The organism is Streptomyces resistomycificus, from assembly GCF_001514265.1.
Lineage (GTDB): Bacteria > Actinomycetota > Actinomycetes > Streptomycetales > Streptomycetaceae > Streptomyces > Streptomyces resistomycificus.
The window spans coordinates 786,832-807,454 of the sequence record NZ_KQ948989.1; the positions used below are offsets into that span (position 1 = coordinate 786,832).

The following is a 20,623-nucleotide window of genomic DNA, read 5'->3' on the forward strand; positions in this document are numbered from 1 at the left end:
CCTCAGCCGGCGGCCGGGCCGAACCATGTCGGCAGCGCGTCGACCAGGTCCTGCTGGTCCTCGCCCACCCACGCGACGTGACCGTCCGGCCGCAGCAGCACCGCGGGAACGTCCGGGTCCTCGCTCTCGTCGGCGACGAGGTCGACACGATCCGCCCACCCGGTGACCGAGAGCCGGCCGGTCCGGTCGAGGAGCAGCCCGCGGCCGCCGTGCATGTGCTCGTAGAGGCGGCCCTGCTTCAGCTCCACGTCCCGCATGCGCCGGCCGAGCAGTTCGTGGCCCTCGCCGAAGTCGTAGCGGACCCCGACCGCGGTGATCATCTCCGTCACGTACCGGTTCACCTCCTCGAAGTCCATCAGCTTCGCGAACAGCTCCCGCAGCGCGGTCGCCCCCGGATCGGTCCCCATCAGCGTGATCTGCGCACGGGTGTTGGCCAGCACGGCGGCGCCCACCGGATGCCGTTCGGCGTGGTAGCTGTCCAGCAGCCCCTCCGGTGCCCAGCCGTCGACCGCGGCGGCCAGCTTCCAGCCGAGGTTGAACGCGTCCTGCACCCCGAGGTTGAGCCCCTGCCCGCCGGTCGGCGGGTGGATGTGCGCCGCGTCACCGGCCAGCAGCACCCGGCCGACCCGGTAGCGCTCGGCCTGCCGGGTGGCGTCGCCGAACCGGGACAGCCAGCGCGGCGAGTGCACGCCGAAGTCGGTGCCCGCGACGGCCCGCAGCTGCTGCCTGAACTCGTCGAGGGTCGGCTCGGCCGCACGGTCCTCGGCCACCCCGTCGGCGGGAACGATGACGCGGCACACCCCGTCCTTGCCGGGGACGACGCCGAACCGCAGCTGGGTCTTGCGGACTTCCTCCACGACGGCGGCGATCGTCGCCGGATCCTCGGTCACCTCCATGTCGCCCAGCATCGTCTCGACCTTGGCGGGCTCGCCGGGGAAACCGACACCGAGGAGCTTGCGCACCGCGCTGCGGCCACCGTCACACCCCACGAGGTAGCGCGAGCGCAGCCGTGTGCCGTCCGCCAGCTCGACGGTCACCCCGTCCTCGGCCTGGCTCAGCCCGACCACTTCGCAGCCGCGCCGGATCTCGGTACCCAGTTCGAGGGCACGCTCGTTGAGCAGCCGCTCGGTGACCGGCTGCGGAGTGGCGAGGCCGTAGGGGTGAGCCGTGTCCAGCCGGTCCGGCCACGGCTTGGCGATGCCGCCGAAGAGGCCGCCGACCTGGAACTTCTCACTGACCGCGAAGAACCGGTCCAACAGGCCACGCTGGTCCATCAGCTCGACGCTGCGCGCGTGCAGGCCCTGTCCGCGGGACTGTGCGGTCGGCTCGGTCAACTTCTCCAGCACGACCACGTGCACACCGTGCAGCCGCAACTCGCACGCGAGCATCAAGCCGGTCGGTCCACCGCCGACCACGATCACGTCGATCATCACCACACCCATTTCCGCAGCTGACTGGCTTAGGCCGGTGATTCTGCGGCACTACCGGGGCCTTGCCGCAAGTCCCCCGGTGCGCTATAAGTTGAGAGTGGCAAGGAGAGCGTGACGTCCTTGCCCTTTCCTTTTGCGCCGCCTCCGCGCAGCCCGCACCCACCATGACGGCTCGGCCGGGCGCCTGAGCTACTCGAACGGCGCACGCAAGGTCGGCCATCCCGACCCGACGCCAGCGAATCGGCTTCGCGGGCGCTCCACAGCGACCTGACCGGTCGCGGGGTCCCGAGCCGCCGGACGACCACGCGTCGGTCACACGCCGGCCGCCGTTCGGAGGGCGTCAGGTCGCCTTCCGGCCATCCGTCCTTGCCACGCTTCCCGAGTGTTGGCCATGGCTTTCCCCGTCGCTCTCCGCCGCTGCCAGGTGCTCGGTCTGGCCGGAACCGCCTCCCTAGCGGCGGGAGGTGAGACCGCCGGAGCCCTGCCCGTCCGGGAGCTCCTCGCCCCTTCGTCCGCCCACGCCGCCCTCGGTCTGGTCGGCGTGTACTTCGGACTCGTGCTGCTGATCGCGGCCTGGGCCCTGCTGGGCCGCCTGGTGCGTGGCCCCGAGCCGCCCACCCCGCGCGAGCTGCTGGTGGTCCTCGCGGTCTGGGCCGCACCGCTGCTGATCGCACCGCCGCTCTTCAGCCGGGACGTGTACAGCTACCTCGCCCAGGGCGCCATGGTGGACGCGCACATCGACGTCTACGCACACGGGCCCGCCCAGCTCGGCGGCCCGCTCGCCGACGAGGTCTCCCCGCTGTGGCGGCACACCGCAGCGCCGTACGGCCCGGTCTTCCTCGGCGTCGCCTCCGCGCTGTCCGCACTGACCCGGGGCGAACTCCCCGCCGGCGTCTTCGGCATGCGGCTCGTCGCCGTGCTCGGCGTCGGCCTGATGGCGGCCGCGCTGCCCCGGCTGGCCCGCCACAGCGGCGCCGACCCGTCGGCCGCGCTGTGGCTCGGCGCGCTCAACCCGCTCGTCCTGCTCCACCTGGTGGCGGGCGCCCACAACGACGCCGTCATGCTCGGCCTGCTCGGCCTCGGCCTGGTCGCGGCACTCGGCCGGTGGCCGGTCCTCGGCGCCGTGCTGGTCACGCTCGCAGCCCTGGTCAAGGCCCCTGCCGTGCTCGGGCTCGTCACGGTCGTCGCCCTCCAGGTGCGTGCGGGCCGTCATCCGGCGCGGGCGGTGGCGACCACCGCTGTCGCGACCGCGGTCACCACCGTCGCCGCGACGACGGCCGCCGGCACGGGGTACGGCTGGACAGGCGCCCTCGACACTCCCGTCTCCCCGCAGAACTGGGCCCTCACCAGCCTCCTGGGCCGGGCCACCCGCGCCGTGCTGGTGCGGCTCGGCAGCGATCTGGCACCGTTGGCCGTACCCGCCTGGCACGCCCTGGGCATCGTGGCCGCCGCAGGCGTGGTCCTCGCGATATGGCTGCGGCTGCGCCTTCGGCCCGTGTACGCGCTCGGCCTGAGCCTGCTGGCGGTGGCAGCCCTCGGCCCGGCGATCCGCCCCTGGTACGCCCTGTGGGGGCTGTTCCTCGTCGCCGCCGCCGCGCCCAGCACATCGGTTCGGCACCGGGTGGCGGCCGTGACCGGCGTGCTCGCGCTCCTCGCCCTGCCGAGCGGCGGCCCCGCGGATGCCGGACAACTCGTGACGGCCGTCTCCGGCGGTGTGCTGGCCCTGGTCTTCCTGTGGCAGGCCCACCAGGCGCGGCTCGCCACGATGTCGGGGCGTACGGCATGAGGCCGCCGCGCTCCGAGTGAGGGCGGCTGCTGCTCGCCCTCGCCCTCGTCGCCGCCGTCACCGCGTTCACGGCGACCGTGCCTCTGCTGCGTGACTGGTTCGACCTGCGCGTCTACCACGGAGCGGTGGACAGTTGGGTCCACCACGGCGGACGGCTCTACGACTACCGGGTGCCCGGGACGACGTACGGCTTCACCTATCCGCCCTTCGCCGCGCTCGCCATGCTGCCGATGTCCCTGCTCGGCCTGCGCGCCACGATAGTGGTCGCCCTGCTGCTCGACCTGGTGGCCCTGGCCGCGGTGCTGCGCATCCTCGTGGGGCCCGGCTGGCGGGGCCACGGCTGGTACGGCTGCGTCCTGGGCGCCTGTGCGCTCGCGCTGTTCGAACCGCTGCGGGACACCTTCAGTTTCGGCCAGGTCAACATCCTGCTGCTGGCCCTGGTGCTCGCGGACGCGTGGCTGCTGGCCAACGGCCGGGCGCGGTGGGCGGGCGTCGGGATCGGGATCGCGGCCGCGGTGAAACTCACGCCGGCGCTCTTCATCGGTCTGCTGCTCCTCGCCCGGCGGTGGCGGGCCGCCGCCGTGGCGAGCGCGGTCACCGCCGCGGCCACCGCGCTCGCGGCCCGGGCGGCTCCCGATGCCTCGCGCTTCTACTGGACCGAGGCACTGTGGGACACGAACCGCGTGGGGCGACTGGACTATGTCTCCAACCAGTCGCTGCAGGGGATCCTGGCCCGGCTGGGCGTGGCGGACCGGCCGGTGTGGGCCGTGGCGGTCCTGCTGACCCTGTGCGTGTGGGCGTTCCGTACCCGCAGGGCGGTCGTGGCGGGGGAGTGGACGACCGCCTTCGCACTCACCGCTCTGACCGCCTGTCTCGTCAGCCCGATCACCTGGGTGCACCACCTGGTGTGGCTGCTGCCGTCCTTCGCCGTGCTGGTGCGTACAGGGCACCCGCGCATCGCGGGCGCCCTGTACGCGGTGCTGTGCACCAGCGTGGTGTGGCTGTGGTTCGACGACGCGTCAGGCGTCGACGGATTCCTCGGCGGCAACACCTACACCTGGATCACACTCGGCCTGCTGCTGTGGCTGCCGGCCGGTCAACTCCCGGCCGAGCGTGCGCGCTTGCGCCGCACCGCCACGGCGAGGGCACCGGCGCCCAGCCCAGCGGCTCCCGCGATCACCCCCGTCGCCGGCCACGCGGCACCGCCCTCGGGCGGCTTCGGCGCGACGGCAGCGGGCACAGCGGCCGGTTGGGCCGCGGGTCCGGCGGCGGGCCGCGCGGCCGGCCTGACCCGCGGCGCCTCCAGCGAGCCCACCGGTTCGACCCGCCCGTCCGCGTCGAACCCCCAGTCGAGCAGTTCGCGCGCCTCCTCGTACACGGCGAAGCCACCGCCCGCCTGAGGGTTCATCACCGTCACGACGAGGGTGCGGCCGTCCCGCCGGGCGGCGGTCACGAGGGTGTGGCCGGCCTTGCTGGTGTATCCGTTCTTGATGCCGACCAGCCCCGGGTAGGGCTCCACGCCGTCGTCACCCGAAAGCAGCCGGTTGGTGTTGCGGATCTCGTACGACCCACCGTCGCGGCCCGGGAAGTCCGCCTGGACCGTGCCGCAGTACCGCGCGAAGTCCGCACTGCGCAGCCCCGCCCGGCCGAACACGGCAAGGTCGTAGGCCGACGACACCTGGCCCGGTGTGTCGTAGCCGTCCGGTGACAGCACGCGGGTGTCGCGGGCCCCCAGGGAGCGGGCCTTGGCCTGCATGCGCGCGGCGGTCGAGCGCCAGCCGCCGCTCAGCTCGGCCAGCACGTGCACGGCGTCGTTGCCGGAGTTGAGGAACACCCCGCGCCACAGGTCGGAGACGCGGTACGTACGCCCTTCGGCGACCCCGACCAGGCTGCTGCCGGCACCGATGCCGGCGAGCTCCTCCTCCCGGACGGTGTGGCGGATGCCGCCCGGCAGGACCGGCAGGACCGTCAGGGCGAACAGGGTCTTGAGGGTGCTGGCGGGCGGCAGTTCGCGGTGCGCGTTGTGCGCGGCGAGCACCTCCCCGCTGTCGGCGTCGGCCACCAGCCACGACAGCGCCGAGACCTCCGGCACCTCGGGAGCGCCGGCACGCGGCCGTACCTGGGTGCCCGAGCGATACAGGAGGGAGGGCTGGGGTGCCGCCGCCCTCGGCCCACCGTGCGTACCAGGGTCCGCTCCGCCGCCGCCGGCCACGGCGGCCGGTGCGAGGGCGAGCAGGCCCGCCGCACACATCGCGCAGGTGGACACGACAGCCCGGGAAGTCAATCCGATTGTCATACTGTCAACGTAGGAACGGGACGGCTCCCAGCGGCGCTGGCCGGGCCGGGCGGGGGCGTGCGAGCACCCGGATGCCGCACATGGGCGACGTGACGAGCCGTCAACCGTGAGCGGTCAGCCGTCAGCCGTCAGTCAGCGGGCAGGGTCGGCTGGATGCGGCGCAGGAACGTCGCGTTGTCCGGGGTCTCACGCAGACGCTCCAGCAGGGTCTCCAGGCTGGGCCGGCCGTCCCGGGCCTGGAGAGCCCGGCGCAGGCCGTGGACGGCGGTCAACTCGGCCCGGGGCACGAGCAGTTCCTCGCGGCGGGTGCCGGAGGGGTTGATGTCGACGGCCGGGAAGACACGGCGGGTGGCAAGGTCGCTGCTCAGGCGCAACTCCATGTTCCCGGTGCTCTTGAGCTCCTCGAAGTAGAAGTCGTCGGCGCGGGAGCCGGTCTCCACCAGCGCGGTCGCGAGGATGGTGAGCGAGCCGCCCTCCTCGGCCAGACGGGCGGCACCGAAGAACCGCTTGGGCCCGATCAGGGCGGTCGCGTCGACACCGCCGCTGAGGGTGCGGCCCCCCGCAGCGGCCGCGTTGTTGTGGGCGCGGCACAGCCGGGTCAGGGAGTCCAGCAGGATGACGACGTCCTCGCCCGCTTCGACGAGCCGCTTGGCCCGCTCGATGACGAGCTCGGCGAGCGCGATGTGCTGCCGGGGGGTCTTGTCGAAGGTCGAGGCGTACACCTCGCCGCGCACCGAGCGCCGCATGTCGGTGACCTCCTCGGGGCGTTCGTCGAGGAGCACCACCATCAGCCGTGCCTCGGGGTGGTTGCCGGAGACGGCGGCGGCGATCTGCTGGAGCAGGACGGTCTTGCCGGTCTTCGGCGGGGCGACGACGAGTCCGCGCTGGCCCTTGCCGACGGGGGCGAGCAGGTCGGTGACACGGCCGGTGAGGCCGGCAGCCGGGTGTTCGAGGCGCAGCCGCTCCCGGGGGTGCAGCGGTGTCAGGTCGCGGAAGTGGCGGCGGCGCCGCTGCTCTTCGGGGGTGTGCCCGTTGATCCGGGCCACCTCCGTGAGGGCGCGCTGGGTGCCGCGTACTCCGTCGACCAGGTCGCCCTTGCGCAGACCGTACCGGCGGATCAGCTGGGGAGGGACCTGGAGGTCGGAGGGTGAGGGCAGCAGGTCCAGGGAGCGCAGGTGGCCCTTCCCGTTCGCGTCGATGTCGAGGACGCCGGTGGCGACCCGGGCGGGGAGCTGCTCCTGGACGGGAGGGTGTTCGAGTGTGGTGGTCATGATGGCCGGTCCTTTCACGGACGGAGGGCATGAGGCATGCGAAGGAAGGAAGGGAGTGAAGTCGCGAGGGGAGGCGGTGCCAGGCACAGGCCTCGGCGACGGGAAACAGCACCTCGGGTACGGCGACGAAAGCCTTCGACGAGTGGTGCTGGGAAGCCGGCCTGCCGACCGGAAGAGCGGCGGCGGTTCGACTGACTGAGGAGGAACTGCACCGGCGCCCACAGCGGGGCGTACACAAGTGCTAGCGGTACTTTACCACGCGGGGCGCGGTCGGGTCTGTGGGACCGGACTCAACGGCCGGCGAGCAGGCCGTACAGAAGGGGGATGCGCGGCTCGGTCAGCCGCCACCAGCCGGACGATGTACGGACCATCTGCGGCCAGCGCTGCCAGGGCAGCTCGTCGCTCTCCGTCAGGCGCTGGACGGTCAGTCCCGCGCTCGTCAACGCGCCGATCACCTCTCCTATTCCATGCATCCACTCGTAGCTGTCGGTGGCCCCCTCGACGGGCGGGCCGTCGGTGTAGGTGTGGGTCGCGTCCCGGTGCACGGGGCCGTCGCCGCCCAGGTAGTCGTGGCGCAGCAGCAGTTCGGGTCCCTCGCCCGGGGCGGGCTTGGGGCCCAGCGAGTTGAGGAGCGGATGGAACTCGACGATGTACAACCGGCCGCCCGGCCGCAGGAGTTGCGCCACGACGCCCGCCCAGCGCTCCAGGTCGGGCAGGTAGCACAGGGCGCCCTTGCCGGTGTAGACGACGTCGAACCGCCGCCCGTTCAGGGCCTCGACCGCGTCGTACACGTTCGCCCGCACGAATGCGACGTCGAGTTCCGCCCGCGCCGCGATGCCGGTCGCCGCCGCCACGGACGCCTCGGAGAAGTCGAGGCCGACGGCCCTGGCGCCGCGCCGGGCGAAGGCGAGCGTCTCGGTGCCGAGGTGGCACTGCAGATGGAGCACGTCGCGGCCGCCGAGCTCGCCGAGGTCGTCCCACTCGAAGGGGGCGAACCAGCGCTCCGGGTCGAGGTCCTGGTCGAGCCCGTAGAACCGGCTGGCGAGGTGGACGGGAGTGCGAGCGTCCCAGTTCGCCTGGTTGACCCGCATCAGCCGCGCGTGCTCGTCGGTGGTCATGGCGCCATCCAATCACCCTGCGCCGTCTACGACCCGGTGTCCCGGCGCCGCACCCTCACCCGCGCCGGGCGCCCCCTCACCCGCGCTGGGCACCCGACGGAACGGTGGAGTTCGTCGATCTGCCCTCGGGGGCGCCGCTAGGGCTCGGCGGGATGCCCTTCGAGGCCATCGAGCTCGAACTGGCCGAGGGCAGCCCACTCGTGCTGTACACCGACGGTCTGATCGAGGACCGGCACCGGGACATCGACTCCGGCCTCGAACAGCTGCGGGACGTCCTGCCCGGGCGGGTCGCCCAGTGGGATCTGCCCTGCGACCCGGCGACCCGGCGGCCGTCTCCGGCATCCGCGCCGCGTCACCGCTGGGGGACCCGATACACCCCGAACGCGAAGATCATCTGGACTGAGCAGCCGCTGCCCCGCGCTTCCTGAGGCGTCCGGCTCAGCCGAGCCGCGCCTCGGCCTCCTTGGCGATCTCCTCGAACCGCGCGCCCATCGCCTCCGCCAGCGCCTGCGCCCCCGACAGCGGCCGCACCATGACCATGAAGTCGTCGATCAGGCCGTCCTCGTCGAGGTGGATGAAGTCGCAGCCGCTGATCTCACGCTCGCCCACCCGGGCGGTGAAGACCAGCGCATGGTCGCGGCCGTCCGCGCCGCTCAGCTCGCGGACGTAGCGGAAGTCCTCGAAGACCCGGGACACCCCGCGCAGGATCGCCGCCGTCATGGCTTTGCCGGCGTACGGCTTGAACACCACCGGGCTCGTGAACACCACGTTCTCGGCCAGCAACGCCTCGGCGGCGTCGAGATCGTGTGCCTCGATCGCCTCGCGGAACGCGCGCATCGGATCCTCCCCAGTCAGCTTGCTACGCAATTATTTGAATAGGTGCGGAGTAGACTAGTCAACGGCTGCTAGCGTGTCCACATGTCACTGAAGTACGCCGTGCTGGCCGCCCTGTTGGAGGGCGAGGCCTCGGGCTACGAGCTGTCCAAGCTCTTCGACGCGTCGCTCGCCAACTTCTGGCCGGCCACGCCGCAGCAGCTCTACCGGGAGCTCGAGCGCCTGGCGCAGGACGGGCTGGTCGAGGCCCGGGTGGTGCAGCAGGAACGGCGGCCCAACAAGCGGCTGTTCACGCTCACCGAGACCGGCCGGCAGGAGCTCGGCGGCTTCGCCGCCCAACCGGTCCGGCGTCCCGCCGCGCTTCGCGACGAACTCCTGATCAAGATCCAGGCCATGGACGGCACCGACCCGGAGGCCGCCCGCGCCCTGGTGGAGGAGCGCCTGTCTTGGGCGCGCGCCAAGCTGGCCCGCTACGAGCGCCTGCGCGACCGGCTCCTCGCCGGTCGGACCGAGGAGGAGTACCTGCGGGAGGCAGACCGACTCGGCCCCTATCTGACGCTCATGGGAGGCATCGGCTTCGAGACGGAGAACGTGCGCTGGTGCGAGCGCGTTCTCGTCCTCCTCGGACAGCGCGCTCGCCTAAGCTGACCCGGATGTTCAGCCCTGAAGGCCCCAGTCTCCGCGAACTCGCCGTCCAGGCGCTGTCGTCGGTCGAGCACGGCTACGACCTGCTCGCCCCCAAGTTCGACCACACCCCGTTCCGCACGCCCGACGCTGTGCTGGAAGCGGTGGCCTCGGCGCTCCGGCGCATCGGCCCCTTCGAGGCCGGACTCGACCTGTGCTGCGGTACCGGCGCCGGTCTCGACGTGCTGGCACAGGTGTGCCGGCGCAGTGTCACCGGGGTCGACTTCAGCGCGGGCATGCTCGAGGTCGCACGCGAGCGGACCCGCCCCGCCGGCCGGCAGGTCTCCTGGGTGCGTGCGGACGCCCGCGCCCTGCCGTTCGGCCCCGCGTTCGACCTCGTCGTGAGCTTCGGGGCGTTCGGTCACTTCCTGCCACGCGAGCTGCCGGGCCTGTTCGCCCAGGTCCACTCCGTACTGCGCCCCGGCGGGAGCTTCGCCTTCCCCGTGCTCGCCCCGCCGCGCCCCACCTCGCGCGCCTACTGGATGCTGCTGGGCTTCGACGCGGTGATGCGCGTGCGCAACGCGGTGTGGCGTCCGCCGTTCGTCATGTACTACCGGGCCTTCCGGCTCTCGGACGTACGCGGGGACCTCGAACGCACCGGATTCGAGGTGGACCTGCACACCCTGCCCGAGTTCGGGCGGCGGCGGGACGGCAGCCCGCGGGTCCGGATGGTGGTGGCCCGCCGGCTGTCGTAGCCGGACCCGCGGTCTCACACCACCCGGTACAGGGCGTCGACCAGTGCCATCTTCCGTGGGTCGTCCGCGATGTGCGGCCCCATCCGGTTCATCACGTACCCCAGCGACACCCCGGCCTCCGGATCGGCGAGGCCGCAGGAGCCGCCGAACCCGTCGTGTCCGAACGCCCGCGGGTTGGGCCCGTACGACCCGTTCGGCCCGCTGAGCCACAGCCCGAGCCCGGTCTCCGTCTCGCTCTCGAAGCCGGCGCCCAGCACCAGGTCGCGGCAGCTGCCCTGCCCCTCGCGGGCCCGCTCGGCGGCCTCCGGGGAGAGGATCCGGTGGCCGTCGTACGACCCCCGGCCGGCGAAGATGCCGTAGAGCGCGGCGATGGCCCGCGCGGTGCCGTGACCGTTGGCCGCGGGGATCTCGGCGGCCCGCCACCGGGGCGTGTTGGCCTCGGCCGCACCCACCAGGGGATTGGTCAGGGAGGCGAGCGCGGCGGGCGACAACTGGCTGAAGACCGCCGCCTGTTCACTGCGCGACGCGGCGGGTGGATGGACCAGCTCGGCGGCCCGCCCGGCCTCCGTCTCCGGCAGCCCGACGGTGAAGTCGATGCCGAGCGGACGGGTCACCTCCCGCTCCAGGAACGCTCCGGGCAGCAGCCCCGAGACGCGCCGCACGACCTCCCCGACCAGGAAGCCGTACGTCAGCGCGTGATAGCCGGACCGGGTGCCCGGTTCCCACCAGGGTTCCGTGGCGGCGAGCCGCTCCACGGTCAGCCGCCAGTCGCAGAGCTGGGCGAGGCTGTGCGGTTCCCGCAGGCCCGACAGGCCGGCCCGGTGCGACAGCAGATGCCGCACGAGGACCTTCTCCTTGCCGGCCGCGGCGAACTCCGGCCAGTACGCGGCCACCGGTGCGTCGAGGTCGAGCAGCCCCCGGTCGGCGAGGATGTGTGCGCACAGGGCGACCGGGCCCTTGGTGGTCGACCACACGTTGACCAGGGTGTCCCGCTCCCAGAGCCGGGTGCCCGCCGCGTCGGCGTGGCCGCCCCACAGGTCCACCACGGTCTCGCCGTCGGCCACGACGGTGACCGCGGCCCCCAGCTCCCCACGGTCGCGGAAGTTCTCCTCGAACGCCGCCCGCACGGGGGCGAATCGCTCGTCGCAGTGACCGTGCACCGCTGACTCGGTCTGGGACATGAATCCTCCGTCGTCCGCCGGAAACCCGGCCGCCACACCGCGGCCGGGCCCGAAGAACATACCGACTGGTCGGACTGGACGGAAGGGTGTCCGCTCCGACCGGCCGGGAGGAGTGCCCGGCCGGTCGCTGTTCCGCGGTCACAGGAAGAACAGCGACCCCGTCGGTTCCCGCCCGCCCGCGACCGTGTGCCAGTAGTCGCGGGTCTCCACGGCCGCGCCGGCGGCGTCGAACCGCACGAAGACGCAGCCGGCGAGGGTGGACGGCTCGCCGCACTCGGTCGCCAGGACCCGGAACTCGGCCACCGCGACCCCGCCCGGGCCGACCAGCGGCGGCGAGAACCGTACGTCGGTCACCCGCTCCTCGGCGAACGACCGGCGCAGATATCCGGCGAGTTCGGCCCGCCCGCGGTGCGGCTCGCGGAACGGCATCGAACGGTGGACGCAGTCCTCGGCGTACAGCTCCAGCAGGGCGTCCACGTCGTGTCCGGCCCAGCCGCGCTCCCACACCCGCACGAACCGCTCGGCGGCCTCACGCGTCTGCACCGGGTCCTCAGCCGAGCGACCGCAGCCAGCGCACCTTGGCGGCCTCGTGGTAGGGGCCGCCGCCCTCGTGGTCGTTGAAGTCGTACACCTCGATCGTCTTGTCGTCGTGCGCCCACTCGTTGAAGGCCGCGAAGACGGTGGACGGCGGGCAGGTCTGGTCCTCCAGGGCCACCGAGAACAGGGCGGGCGCCCGGCCGCGGGCCGCGAAGTGGACGCCGTCGAAGTAGGAGAGGGTGCGCAGGGCGTCCTCGCTGCGGCCTCGGTGCGTCTTGAGGTAGAGGCCGATCTCGCGGTACGGGTGGCGGTCCGTGAGCGTGGCCGCGCGCGGGAAGTCGCACAGGAACGGCACGTCCGGGGCGATGGCCGCCAGATCCGGGACCAGACCGCCCACCGCGATCGTGATACCGCCGCCCTGGCTGGCACCGAGCGCCACCGTGCGCGCGGGATCGGCCAGGGGGTGCGAGCGGGCGGCCTCCACCGCGCGCACCGCGTCCGTGAACACCCGGCGGTAGTAGTAGTTGTCGGGGGCGTCGATGCCCCGCGTCATGAAACCGGGGTACGCGGGCGCGCCGCCCACCGGATCCGCGGTCCCGCCACCGCCGCCCCAGGCGCTGCCCTGACCGCGGGTGTCCATCACGAAGTGCGCCCGACCCGTGGACGCCCACAGCAGGTGCTCGTGGGGCAGCCCCCGGCCGCCGCCGTACCCGACGAACTCCACCACCAGCGGGATCGGCGCCGAGACCTCGGCGGGAATCGTGAACCAGCCCTTCACCGGGTGACCGCCGAACCCGGCGAAGGTCACGTCGTACACCTTCACCGTGGACAGACCCGTGTCGACGAGTTCGAAACGGGCGTCCAGGTCGTGCTCGCGAGCCTCCCCGAGCGTCTTGGACCAGAACGCGTCGAAGTCCTCGGGCTCGGTCGACTTGCTGCGGTACTCACGGAGCTCGTCGAGCGGAAGGTCGAACAGGGCCATCTGGGACCGCCTTCGTGGAGAGAGCGTGCGGATGATCACACCGTACGTGGATGGTCGGACGAATCGCCAGGCCTTCTGTCCGGGAGCGAGCCCACGACGACAGCGTGACGCCTGCCGCCGCAGACAGAACTACTGGTCAGTGGCGCCGAGTTGCCTCATGTGGACGCGGGGCGGGCGATCCGGGACGGCCGGGGGATCGTCACAGGTGATCGGGTCACCCCGCGCGCCGGACACTCCTGGGGACGGTCGGCTGCTCGGTGGTGGTCAGGCCCGCCTGCGGGTCCACTGCGGTTCGGTGAGGGCCCAGTCACGCTCCCACTCGGCCATCCGGTGGCGGTTGGCCGCGCCTCGTACGGCGGCGTGGCCGAGGAACACCACGAGGACCGCACCGCCCGCCGCGCACACGCCCATGGTCAGCGTGTGCTGCCAGACCGCCGTCTCGTCGGCGGGCGGGGCCACGCTGCGGCCCTTGGAGTCGAACCACACGTCCACGCTCTCGCCCCGGTGCGTGCCCGCCGGGACCCGTGCGGTCGCCGTCCGCTGCCCGGTGCCGGGCTCCGTCCAGCGCACCGTCGCCCGGTACGCGCGCTCATGGCCGCCCTGCACCGAGGGCAGCGAGTCAGGTGTTCTGCCGACGACCTCGACGCGGACGCGATGGCGGTCGGCGCGTTGCTCCTTCGCCACCGCACGGGCCTCGGAGTGTGCCCACGAGGCCGCGAACGCCCCCACGAGGGGAGCACCCACACAGATCAGCACCGTGACGGCCAGAACCGTCCACGCCTCCACGACGTCCGACCGGCGCCGCAGGGGACTGCGCCGCCAGCGCCAGCCGCGCACCCGGGTTCGCATGTCGACCTCTCCGCACCGCGCACGCTTGCGAGTGCCCACACGGAGCTAGTACCCGTCCACCGGCATCGTTCACCAAGGGCCCCCGCACAGGGCCGCCGCAGGAGTGCCCAGCGGGTCGCCGCCGAAACGGGGCGAGGAGCGGGGGAGACGCGGGCACGGAGAACCGGCCACGAGAGCGCGGCCACGAGGGCGCGGAGAGGGCAGGGCCGCCGCTTGCGCGAACCGCCCCGCCCCGCCCGTCAGCCGAAGCGTTCGATGCGGATGCGGTCCACCGGCTGACCGGCCTCGACCAGCAGCCGGGAGGCGTGCTCGGCGAACGCGTTCGAGCCGCACACATAGGCCTCCCACCCGCCGGGCGGCTGTTCGGCCAGGAGCGGCGCCACATGTGCGGCCGCCATACGTCCCACCGGCACACCCTCCGGCGCGCTCCGGGTGAACACAGGCGCCGTCTCGGCGCCCAGTTCCCGCGCGTAGATGAGGTCCTCCGGGCCGCGCGCGGACACCAGCATCCGCAGCGGTACGGACAGGTCCCGCGCGCGGTGGTGCCGCACCATCGACATCAGCGGCACGACCCCGGAGCCGGCGCCGACCAGCAGCGCGGGGCGGTCGCCCGGCCAGGCGAAGAAGCCGCTCAGCGGACCGCGCACCTCGACCTCGTCGCCGGGCTTCGCCACGGTGTGGAACCAGCCCGAGACCTCACCGCCCTCGACATGGTCCAGGGTCAGCTCGATGTGCCCCGGGTCGTCGGGTGCCGACGCGATCGAGTAGTGGCGCTGGGTCGAGTAACCGTCCTCGGCGGTCAGCCGCAGCATCAGATGCTGGCCAGGGAGATGGCCCGCCCAGTCCGGCACCGCGAACCGGTACGTGGCGGCGCGCGGGGTCTCGCGGCGGACCTCGGTGAGTGTGGCGGTCTGCCACAGTGCCGCGGCCTGGGCGCTCACCGCGATCCGCCCGGGCACGGCGAACCGCGTCTCGGGAGTGAAGCCGGGGGGAGGGGAGGTCTCAGTCACCGGAGTACCGCTGCTCCTGCCAGGGGTTGCCACGGGCGTGATAGCCGTTCTGCTCCCAGAAGCCGGGTTCGTCGTGGTCGAGGAGCCGGATGCCCGCGATCCACTTGGCGCTCTTCCAGAAGTACAGGTGCGGCACCAGCAGCCGGGCCGGCCCGCCGTGCTCCGAGGGGAGCGGCTCGCCGTCGTACTCCCAGGCGATCCACGCCCGTCCGCCGGTCAGATCCGCGAGCGGGAGGTTCGTGGTGTAGCCGGTGTGCGAGTAGGCGACGGCATGGGTGGCGGACTCCTGTGGCCGCACCTCGTCGAGGAACGCGTCCAGCGACACCCCGCGGAACCGCACCCCGAACTTCGACCAGCTCGTCACACAGTGGATGTCGCCCTCGTAGGCGGACTCCGGCAGGGCGTGGGCCTGTGCCCAGTCCCAGGTGCGGGGCGCCTCGACCAGGCCGTCGACGCGGAACGTCCAGTCGTCGGGCGTCAGGTCGGGGGTGACCTCCGCGGACAGGACGGGCCAGTTGTCGCCCGCGTCGTACTGGCCGGGCGGCAGGCCCGGGTTGTGGACACGGGCGCGCCCGGTGAAGCCTCGGGTGACGTTCATATGGGTCCAGCGTGACAGTGACGACAGTTGCTCAGCCATTCAACCGTACGCGCATGTCAGACCTGCCCGACCCCGGGGCCGCACACGCTAGCCGAGAGTGCGACGCCCGCGGTCACTCCTCGGGCTCGGACGACGGCAGGGTGTTGTACCGCACGAGGTACCCGGCGAACCGCTCCAGGTCCTCCGCCGCCCAGTCCTCCAGCCGCTCCAGGACGGCTGCCCGCCGGCGGTCGGTGACCTGGGCGAGGATGCTCCGGCCGGCCTCGGTGAGGCCCAGGACGTGCACGCGGTGGTCCTCCGGGTCCTGGCGCCGCACGACGAGCCCGGCGCGTTCCAGGGCGGTCACCTGGCGGCTGACCGTGGACTTGTCGAGGGCATAGTGCGCGGCCAGGTCGGTGGCGCGGCAGCCGTCGACCTCCTCCAGATGCCCGAGCAGGGTGTACGACACCAGCGACAGCTCCGGGTGCAGGCGCCCGGCCGACGCGCGGGCCCGCCGGGCGAACGCCGTCATCTCCCGCTGGATGGTCTCCACGGCCGTTTCGGTCGCTTTCACAGGGCCTCCCTCGGGTTCTGGTTGCATAGTACAACTTGAGGTGCGGGGGCGGTCGGCAGCTGATCGTCGGTGTAGTGTGACCGGGCTGTCCGAGTCGTGAACCACCGAGGAGGTGAGACCCATTACCGCTGTGTCAGGTCGGGTGCTCTCTCCTCGAACCGGTGCGGACCACCGCCGGTAGGCGGCCGCGAGAGCGCCCTTCGGCTCCCGAAAGGCCCTCGGCTTCCATGCCTCCACGTTCCCCTGCCTCACCTTCCTTCCCGTCTTCCTCCTCTCCGTTGTCCTCCTCCCCCGACTCCGTCGTGGCTGCGCTGCGCGCCGCCGGCTGTGTCTTCGCCGAGGACGAGGCCCGGCTGATCCTGGCCGCCGCCCGCACGCCGGACGAACTGGCCGCCATGGTCGACGGCCGTGTCGGCGGCAGACCCCTCGAACTCGTCCTGGGCTGGGCCGAGTTCCGGGGACTGCGCATCACGGTGGAACCCGGCGTCTTCGTCCCCCGCCGCCGTACCGAGTTCCTCGTCGAACAGGCCCTCGCCCAGGTGCCCGACGCCTCGGTGGTGGTGGACCTGTGCTGCGGCTCGGGTGCCGTCGGCGCCGCCCTCGCCGCCACGCTGGGTCACGTCGAACTCCACGCCGCCGACATCGAACCGGCCGCTGTGCACTGCGCCCGCGGCAACGTCGCCGAGTTCGGCGGTCATGTCCATGCGGGCGACCTGTTCGACGCCCTCCCTCGCGAACTGCGCGGCCGTGTCGACATCCTGGCCGCCAACGTGCCGTACGTCCCCACCGGCGAGGTCGACTTCCTGCCCGCCGAGGCCCGAGAGCACGAGCCGCTGGTCGCCCTCGACGGCGGAGCGGACGGCCTGGACGTCCTGCGCAGGGTCACGGCCGAGGCGACCCGATGGCTCGCCCCCGGCGGCTGCCTGCTCGTCGAGACGAGCGAACGGCAGGCGCCGACGGCCGTCGAGGTCTTCCGGAACTGCGGCCTGCGACCCCGCCTGGCCGTCTCGGAGGAGCTGTACGCCAACGTGGTGGTCGGAACCCGGCCGTAGCGGCGTCACACGCTGATCGGCGGCGGTGCCGCGCGGATTGGGGCCGGTGACGCGCGAGCCGGGGCCGGTGTCGCGTGGACCGGCGGTGGTGCCGGCCCCGCGCCGCCGCCGCTCGGGCTGGTCACCTGTGCGGGCGTCTTCGACCCGGTACTCGCCACCTACAGGGCCCACCACACCCCGACGGACCGCGTCGCCCGTGCCCGGCCGCGTGGTCCGTCTCCGGCGGACTCACCGTCGCGGCGCTGACCGCCCTGTGGGGCCCGTCGGCCCATCCCGGCGGCACCGTACCGCGATCGGGGTCGCCGGGAGTGCTGCTGTCGGCGACCCCGCTGCCGTTCCGCTCCCGCTCCCCGCAGGCGAGGCACGGCACGGACCGCGACCGCAGCCCTACCCCACCCGCGCCTGACACCGCGCGGACGGTCAGTCGGGTGTCTGCACGCGGGCGATGAGCAGGGCCACGTCGTCGGAGTTGTCGGGCTGGTGCAGGGTGCGCAGCAGAAGGTCGCAGACCTCCTCCAGAGGCCGGTCGGGACCGTCGAGCAGGGCCAGCAGGGCGTCCAGACGCTCGTCCAGCGGGTGCTGCCGGGTCTCGACGAGCCCGTCGGTGTAGAGCACCAGCCGGTCGCCGGGCTCCAGATCGACGGTGGTGGTGGAGAACGCGACACCCCCCACGCCCAGCGGCGCCCCGGTGGGCAGTTCGAGCAGCTCCGGCGGACGGCCGGGACGCAGCCGGGCGGGCGGGAGGTGTCCGGCGTTGGCGATCCGGCACTGCCGCGTCTCCGGGTCGTGGACCACGTACACACAGGTCGCGATCGAGTGATCGAGGCCCTCGGTGATCCGGTCGAGGTGCTCCAGGAGCCGGGCCGGGTCGAGGTCGAGGGAGGCCAGGGTGTTCGTCGCGGTACGCAGCCGGCCCATCGTGGCCGCCGCGTTGAGGCCGCTGCCCATCACGTCGCCCACCACGAGCGCGGTCTTTCCGCCGTCCAGCGGGATCACGTCGAACCAGTCGCCGCCGACCTCGGCGGTGGCGCCCGCGGGCTGGTAGCGCGAGGCGACCTCCAGGCCGCCCGTCACGGGCGGATGGCTCGGCAGCAGGCTGCGCTGGAGGGTGACCGCGGTGTCACGGGCGTTCTGGTACCAGCGCGCGTTGTCGATTTGCACGGCCGCGCGGGACGCCAGCTCGCGGGCGAGCAGCAGGTCGTCCTCGGTGAACGGCAGCGGGTTGCGGGTCCGCTTGAGGTCGAGGGCGCCGAGCACCTCGCCGCGCGCGATCAGAGGGACCGCCAGATAGGAGTGCACCCCGGCCCGGGTGAGCAGCTCCACCGCCTCGGGGGAGCGGGCGATGCGGGGCAGGTCCGCGGCCTCGACGTGCGCCACCAGGACCGGCCGGCCGGAGCGCACGCACTCGGTGACGAGGCGGTCGGGAGCGTAACTGGCCACCTCGCCGGGCGGGTCGGCGGCACGGAGGGCGTCAGGGGCGTGGTCCGCCTGCACGGCCAGCGCCCGGATGACGGCCGCCTCGGCGGGGCCGAGGGTGCTGGGCCTGCCCTGCACCACCGCCTCCAGCAGATCCACGGCCGCGATGTCGGCGAGGGCGGGCACGGCGACCTCGGCCAGCTCCCGGGCGGTGCGGTCCAGGTCCAGGGTGGTGCCGATCCGGGCGGAGGCGTCGGCGACCAGCGCCAGGTGCCGCCGGGCGCCCTCGGCCTCGACGGCCGCCCGGTGCTGCTCGGTGACGTCGACGATCGAGCAGGCCACGCCCAGTACGTTGCCCAGCGCGTCCTCCAGCCGGTAGAGCGAGACCGACCAGGCGTGCTCCTGGTGCGGATCGGCCGGGGTGCGGCCCATGGTCTTCTGGTCGATGAGCGGCTGCCCGGTCTCCAGCACCCGGCGCGCCGCCGACTCGACGGCGTCGGCGTCGACGTCCGGCAGGACCTCGACGATCCTGCGCCCGATGTGCTCCTCGGCCGGAACGCCGTTGAGCCGCTCCAGCGCCGGGTTGACGGAGACGTACCGCAGGTCGGTGTCGAACACGGCCAGCCCGATCGGGGACTGTGCGACCATTCGCGTGGCCAACGCCACGTCCCGCTCCAGCCGGCGCACCGTCGACTGGTCCGCGGCGAGGCCCAGGGCGAAGGTGTCGCCCCGGGCGTCGAGCAGCCGCATGTTGCGGAACTCCACGAGCTTGGTGGTGCCGTCCTTGTGGCGGACGGGGAACGCGCCGGCCCAGCCCTCGCCGGTCTCCATGACGTCGGCGAACAGCTTGACCACCAGGTCGGCATTTTGTTCGTGGATCATCAGATGGGCCGCGTACCGCCCGAGGGCCTCCTGCGCCGGGTAGCCGAACAGCTCCTCGGCCTGCGGGCTCCAGAAGACGATCCGGCCCTCGTTGTCCAGGACGATCGAGGCCACGCCGAGCACGTCGAGCAGCCCGCTCGGCTGCACCGGTCCACGCACCGGCCCGCCGGCGGGGCCGCTCGGCCATGTCCGCCGCTCGTCGTCTTCGGTCACCGGACTCTCCCGGCTGCACTCATGTCACGCACCGCCTTCGACCGTACCCGCGGCACGCCGTTCCCCCGTGCCGACTTCCCTGTTCTACCGCGCCCAGCCGTCTCCGCGACGCCTCCCGCCGCATCTTCCACCATCCCTTGACGCGGCGGCTGCCATCCGGAGAAGCCGCGACACGGGGTCGTGACCGGGCAGACGTCCCCGTCATGATTTTGGTCTGTACATGACCAACCGAACGGGCCACACTGTGCGCCGAGTACGCCCCACCCCCGGAGGAGCCCTGCCATGCCCCTGCGTGCCCGGCGACGTCGTCACACGGCCCTCGCCGCCGTCGCCCTCACCGCCGCCAGCCTGCTGGCCACCGCCCCGCCCGCCTCCGCCGCGGACACCTGGACCGAGGTGGGCTTCGACCGGGCCGACCCGCTGACCGAGAGCCAGGGGCTCACCTCGGTCGAGGTGCCCGCCGGAGCCGCCAACCGGTACACCGGGATCGGCACCATCCCTCTCGGCCTGACCAGCCGCGGCTGGAACCACGTGGGTGACCCCGACGCCTCGTACGACGGCCACTACATCGAGCCCTACCAGCGGGACTCCGGCACCACGAAGATGTTCCGCGTGCAGTCGCCGGACGGGACCTGGTCGGAGTACGTCCACACGCTGAGCTCGGGGGAGGCGCTGAACAACTCCTGGGTCGCCGTCGCGCCCGGCGGGCAGTGGATGCTGGCGGGGGAGTACGGCACGATGAGCCGGCTGCTGGTCTTCCCCACCCCGGACGTCAACGCGAGCACCTCGCCCGCGGCGAACCTCCCCCAGGCGGCGACCGTCCGCCTCGACCGTGCCGTGCGGGACGTACAGGGCTGCGACTTCCTGAGCGCGACCCGGCTGCTGTGCTCCTCCGACGACCCCGCGGGCACGCTGTTCGGCATGACCAAGCCGCTGCTCCAGGTCGACCTCTCCGCCGAACCGGACGGCACCTCCGACGTCACCGGGCAGGTCACCGCGCTCCGTCAGCTGCCGCTGCGCAGCTCCTGCCCGGGCACCTTCGAGGTGGAGGGCGTCGACTACGACCGCCGCAGCGCGACCCTGCGCGTGATCGTCGTGTCGCCGGGGTTCTGTGTCCTGACGGACAGCAGGACGTACCGGTTCACCCGCGGCTGAGAGCCGGTTCGGCTCCCGGTGGTGCCCGGTGCCGGAAGTGGTGCTTTTCTGGGGATGTGGCGCGGTTCGCGGGGAGCCCGC

At 72.9% G+C, this 20,623-nt stretch carries 19 protein-coding genes and 1 pseudogene; 7 read left to right on the plus strand and 13 right to left on the minus strand.

All coding sequences use genetic code 11. The features are described from left to right. Positions 1-2: 2 nt before the first annotated feature. On the minus strand, positions 3-1,430 hold the full coding sequence (gene rox, locus AQJ84_RS08530; RefSeq protein ID WP_053190154.1) for a rifampin monooxygenase: 1,428 nt from the start codon (positions 1,428-1,430) through the stop codon (positions 3-5). A 391-nt stretch (positions 1,431-1,821) separates the two neighbouring features. Here rox and mptB point away from each other — a divergent pair, with 391 nt between their 5' ends. Continuing rightward, on the plus strand, positions 1,822-3,216 hold the full coding sequence (gene mptB, locus AQJ84_RS08535; protein ID WP_053190110.1) for a polyprenol phosphomannose-dependent alpha 1,6 mannosyltransferase MptB: 1,395 nt from the start codon (positions 1,822-1,824) through the stop codon (positions 3,214-3,216). Positions 3,217-3,242: 26 nt separating this feature from the next. Further along, positions 3,243-4,616: a glycosyltransferase 87 family protein gene (locus AQJ84_RS44935; RefSeq protein WP_310591743.1), complete on the plus strand. Its 1,374-nt coding sequence runs from the start codon at positions 3,243-3,245 to the stop codon at positions 4,614-4,616. Between the two features lie 11 nt (positions 4,617-4,627). Here the strand turns inward: AQJ84_RS44935 and AQJ84_RS40660 are convergent. The 3 genes and pseudogenes from AQJ84_RS40660 to AQJ84_RS08550 all read right to left on the minus strand — a co-directional run. Further along, positions 4,628-5,512, minus strand: a pseudogene (locus AQJ84_RS40660) (D-alanyl-D-alanine carboxypeptidase family protein); the annotation flags it as partial. Between the two features lie 128 nt (positions 5,513-5,640). Beyond that, the gene (rho, locus tag AQJ84_RS08545; RefSeq protein WP_053190111.1) at positions 5,641-6,783 is read right to left on the minus strand and encodes a transcription termination factor Rho; all 1,143 of its coding nucleotides are present in this window, start codon (positions 6,781-6,783) and stop codon (positions 5,641-5,643) included. A 290-nt stretch (positions 6,784-7,073) separates the two neighbouring features. Further along, entirely contained in the window at positions 7,074-7,901 is an 828-nt protein-coding gene (locus tag AQJ84_RS08550; protein WP_030039885.1) for a class I SAM-dependent methyltransferase, read from the minus strand. A gap of 104 nt (positions 7,902-8,005) precedes the next feature. On the opposite strand from AQJ84_RS08550, the gene AQJ84_RS40665 reads away from it, so the two are divergent. Beyond that, positions 8,006-8,329 (plus strand): SpoIIE family protein phosphatase, encoded by a 324-nt coding sequence (locus tag AQJ84_RS40665; protein ID WP_030039884.1) that lies wholly within the window; start codon positions 8,006-8,008, stop codon positions 8,327-8,329. 10 nt (positions 8,330-8,339) lie between these two features. Here AQJ84_RS40665 and AQJ84_RS08560 read toward each other — a convergent pair whose 3' ends face one another. Then, a complete protein-coding gene (locus AQJ84_RS08560; protein ID WP_030039883.1) occupies positions 8,340-8,738 on the minus strand; it encodes a nuclear transport factor 2 family protein in 399 nt (132 codons plus the stop codon). An 81-nt stretch (positions 8,739-8,819) separates the two neighbouring features. Between AQJ84_RS08560 and AQJ84_RS08565 the strand changes: the two genes are divergently transcribed. Further along, positions 8,820-9,383: a PadR family transcriptional regulator gene (locus AQJ84_RS08565; RefSeq protein WP_030039882.1), complete on the plus strand. Its 564-nt coding sequence runs from the start codon at positions 8,820-8,822 to the stop codon at positions 9,381-9,383. A 5-nt stretch (positions 9,384-9,388) separates the two neighbouring features. Further along, positions 9,389-10,114: a class I SAM-dependent methyltransferase gene (locus AQJ84_RS08570; protein WP_030039881.1), complete on the plus strand. Its 726-nt coding sequence runs from the start codon at positions 9,389-9,391 to the stop codon at positions 10,112-10,114. A 14-nt stretch (positions 10,115-10,128) separates the two neighbouring features. On the opposite strand, the gene AQJ84_RS08575 is transcribed toward AQJ84_RS08570, so the two are convergent. The 7 genes from AQJ84_RS08575 to AQJ84_RS08605 all read right to left on the minus strand — a co-directional run bounded on the left by AQJ84_RS08575 (position 10,129) and on the right by AQJ84_RS08605 (position 15,851). After that, positions 10,129-11,295: a serine hydrolase domain-containing protein gene (locus tag AQJ84_RS08575; RefSeq protein ID WP_053190155.1), complete on the minus strand. Its 1,167-nt coding sequence runs from the start codon at positions 11,293-11,295 to the stop codon at positions 10,129-10,131. A gap of 138 nt (positions 11,296-11,433) precedes the next feature. Next, positions 11,434-11,838, minus strand: a complete 405-nt coding sequence (locus AQJ84_RS08580; protein WP_030039880.1) for a nuclear transport factor 2 family protein — start codon at positions 11,836-11,838, stop codon at positions 11,434-11,436. Between the two features lie 7 nt (positions 11,839-11,845). Then, a complete protein-coding gene (locus AQJ84_RS08585; RefSeq protein ID WP_030039879.1) occupies positions 11,846-12,814 on the minus strand; it encodes an acetylxylan esterase in 969 nt (322 codons plus the stop codon). 264 nt (positions 12,815-13,078) lie between these two features. Then, complete coding sequence (locus AQJ84_RS08590) at positions 13,079-13,663, minus strand: Rv1733c family protein (RefSeq protein WP_030039878.1); 585 nt, start codon at positions 13,661-13,663, stop codon at positions 13,079-13,081. Positions 13,664-13,902: 239 nt separating this feature from the next. Then, entirely contained in the window at positions 13,903-14,673 is a 771-nt protein-coding gene (locus tag AQJ84_RS08595) for a ferredoxin reductase (RefSeq protein ID WP_030039877.1), read from the minus strand. Beyond that, a complete protein-coding gene (locus AQJ84_RS08600; protein ID WP_053190113.1) occupies positions 14,666-15,271 on the minus strand; it encodes a sulfite oxidase-like oxidoreductase in 606 nt (201 codons plus the stop codon). The genes AQJ84_RS08595 and AQJ84_RS08600 overlap by 8 nt, the downstream gene beginning before the upstream one ends. A gap of 112 nt (positions 15,272-15,383) precedes the next feature. Beyond that, positions 15,384-15,851: a MarR family winged helix-turn-helix transcriptional regulator gene (locus AQJ84_RS08605; protein ID WP_053190114.1), complete on the minus strand. Its 468-nt coding sequence runs from the start codon at positions 15,849-15,851 to the stop codon at positions 15,384-15,386. A gap of 200 nt (positions 15,852-16,051) precedes the next feature. On the opposite strand from AQJ84_RS08605, the gene AQJ84_RS08610 reads away from it, so the two are divergent. Beyond that, a complete protein-coding gene (locus AQJ84_RS08610; RefSeq protein ID WP_053190115.1) occupies positions 16,052-16,876 on the plus strand; it encodes a putative protein N(5)-glutamine methyltransferase in 825 nt (274 codons plus the stop codon). A 420-nt stretch (positions 16,877-17,296) separates the two neighbouring features. On the opposite strand, the gene AQJ84_RS08615 is transcribed toward AQJ84_RS08610, so the two are convergent. Further along, positions 17,297-19,387: a SpoIIE family protein phosphatase gene (locus AQJ84_RS08615; RefSeq protein WP_078631811.1), complete on the minus strand. Its 2,091-nt coding sequence runs from the start codon at positions 19,385-19,387 to the stop codon at positions 17,297-17,299. A gap of 282 nt (positions 19,388-19,669) precedes the next feature. Between AQJ84_RS08615 and AQJ84_RS08620 the strand changes: the two genes are divergently transcribed. After that, entirely contained in the window at positions 19,670-20,542 is an 873-nt protein-coding gene (locus AQJ84_RS08620; protein WP_030039873.1) for a hypothetical protein, read from the plus strand. Positions 20,543-20,623 lie beyond the last annotated feature (81 nt).

What these genes read in the sequence shown, in the direction of transcription:
- rox (WP_053190154.1), bottom strand. Translation starts at nt 1,430, where the DNA reads ATGATCGACGTGATCGTGGTCGGCGGTGGACCGACCGGCTTGATGCTC.
- mptB (WP_053190110.1), top strand. Translation starts at nt 1,822, where the DNA reads ATGGCTTTCCCCGTCGCTCTCCGCCGCTGCCAGGTGCTCGGTCTGGCC.
- rho (WP_053190111.1), bottom strand. Translation starts at nt 6,783, where the DNA reads ATGACCACCACACTCGAACACCCTCCCGTCCAGGAGCAGCTCCCCGCC.
- AQJ84_RS08550 (WP_030039885.1), bottom strand. Translation starts at nt 7,901, where the DNA reads ATGACCACCGACGAGCACGCGCGGCTGATGCGGGTCAACCAGGCGAAC.
- AQJ84_RS08560 (WP_030039883.1), bottom strand. Translation starts at nt 8,738, where the DNA reads ATGCGCGCGTTCCGCGAGGCGATCGAGGCACACGATCTCGACGCCGCC.
- AQJ84_RS08565 (WP_030039882.1), top strand. Translation starts at nt 8,820, where the DNA reads ATGTCACTGAAGTACGCCGTGCTGGCCGCCCTGTTGGAGGGCGAGGCC.
- AQJ84_RS08570 (WP_030039881.1), top strand. Translation starts at nt 9,389, where the DNA reads ATGTTCAGCCCTGAAGGCCCCAGTCTCCGCGAACTCGCCGTCCAGGCG.
- AQJ84_RS08575 (WP_053190155.1), bottom strand. Translation starts at nt 11,295, where the DNA reads ATGTCCCAGACCGAGTCAGCGGTGCACGGTCACTGCGACGAGCGATTC.
- AQJ84_RS08585 (WP_030039879.1), bottom strand. Translation starts at nt 12,814, where the DNA reads ATGGCCCTGTTCGACCTTCCGCTCGACGAGCTCCGTGAGTACCGCAGC.
- AQJ84_RS08590 (WP_030039878.1), bottom strand. Translation starts at nt 13,663, where the DNA reads ATGCGAACCCGGGTGCGCGGCTGGCGCTGGCGGCGCAGTCCCCTGCGG.
- AQJ84_RS08600 (WP_053190113.1), bottom strand. Translation starts at nt 15,271, where the DNA reads ATGAACGTCACCCGAGGCTTCACCGGGCGCGCCCGTGTCCACAACCCG.
- AQJ84_RS08605 (WP_053190114.1), bottom strand. Translation starts at nt 15,851, where the DNA reads ATGCAACCAGAACCCGAGGGAGGCCCTGTGAAAGCGACCGAAACGGCC.
- AQJ84_RS08610 (WP_053190115.1), top strand. Translation starts at nt 16,052, where the DNA reads ATGCCTCCACGTTCCCCTGCCTCACCTTCCTTCCCGTCTTCCTCCTCT.
- AQJ84_RS08620 (WP_030039873.1), top strand. Translation starts at nt 19,670, where the DNA reads ATGCCCCTGCGTGCCCGGCGACGTCGTCACACGGCCCTCGCCGCCGTC.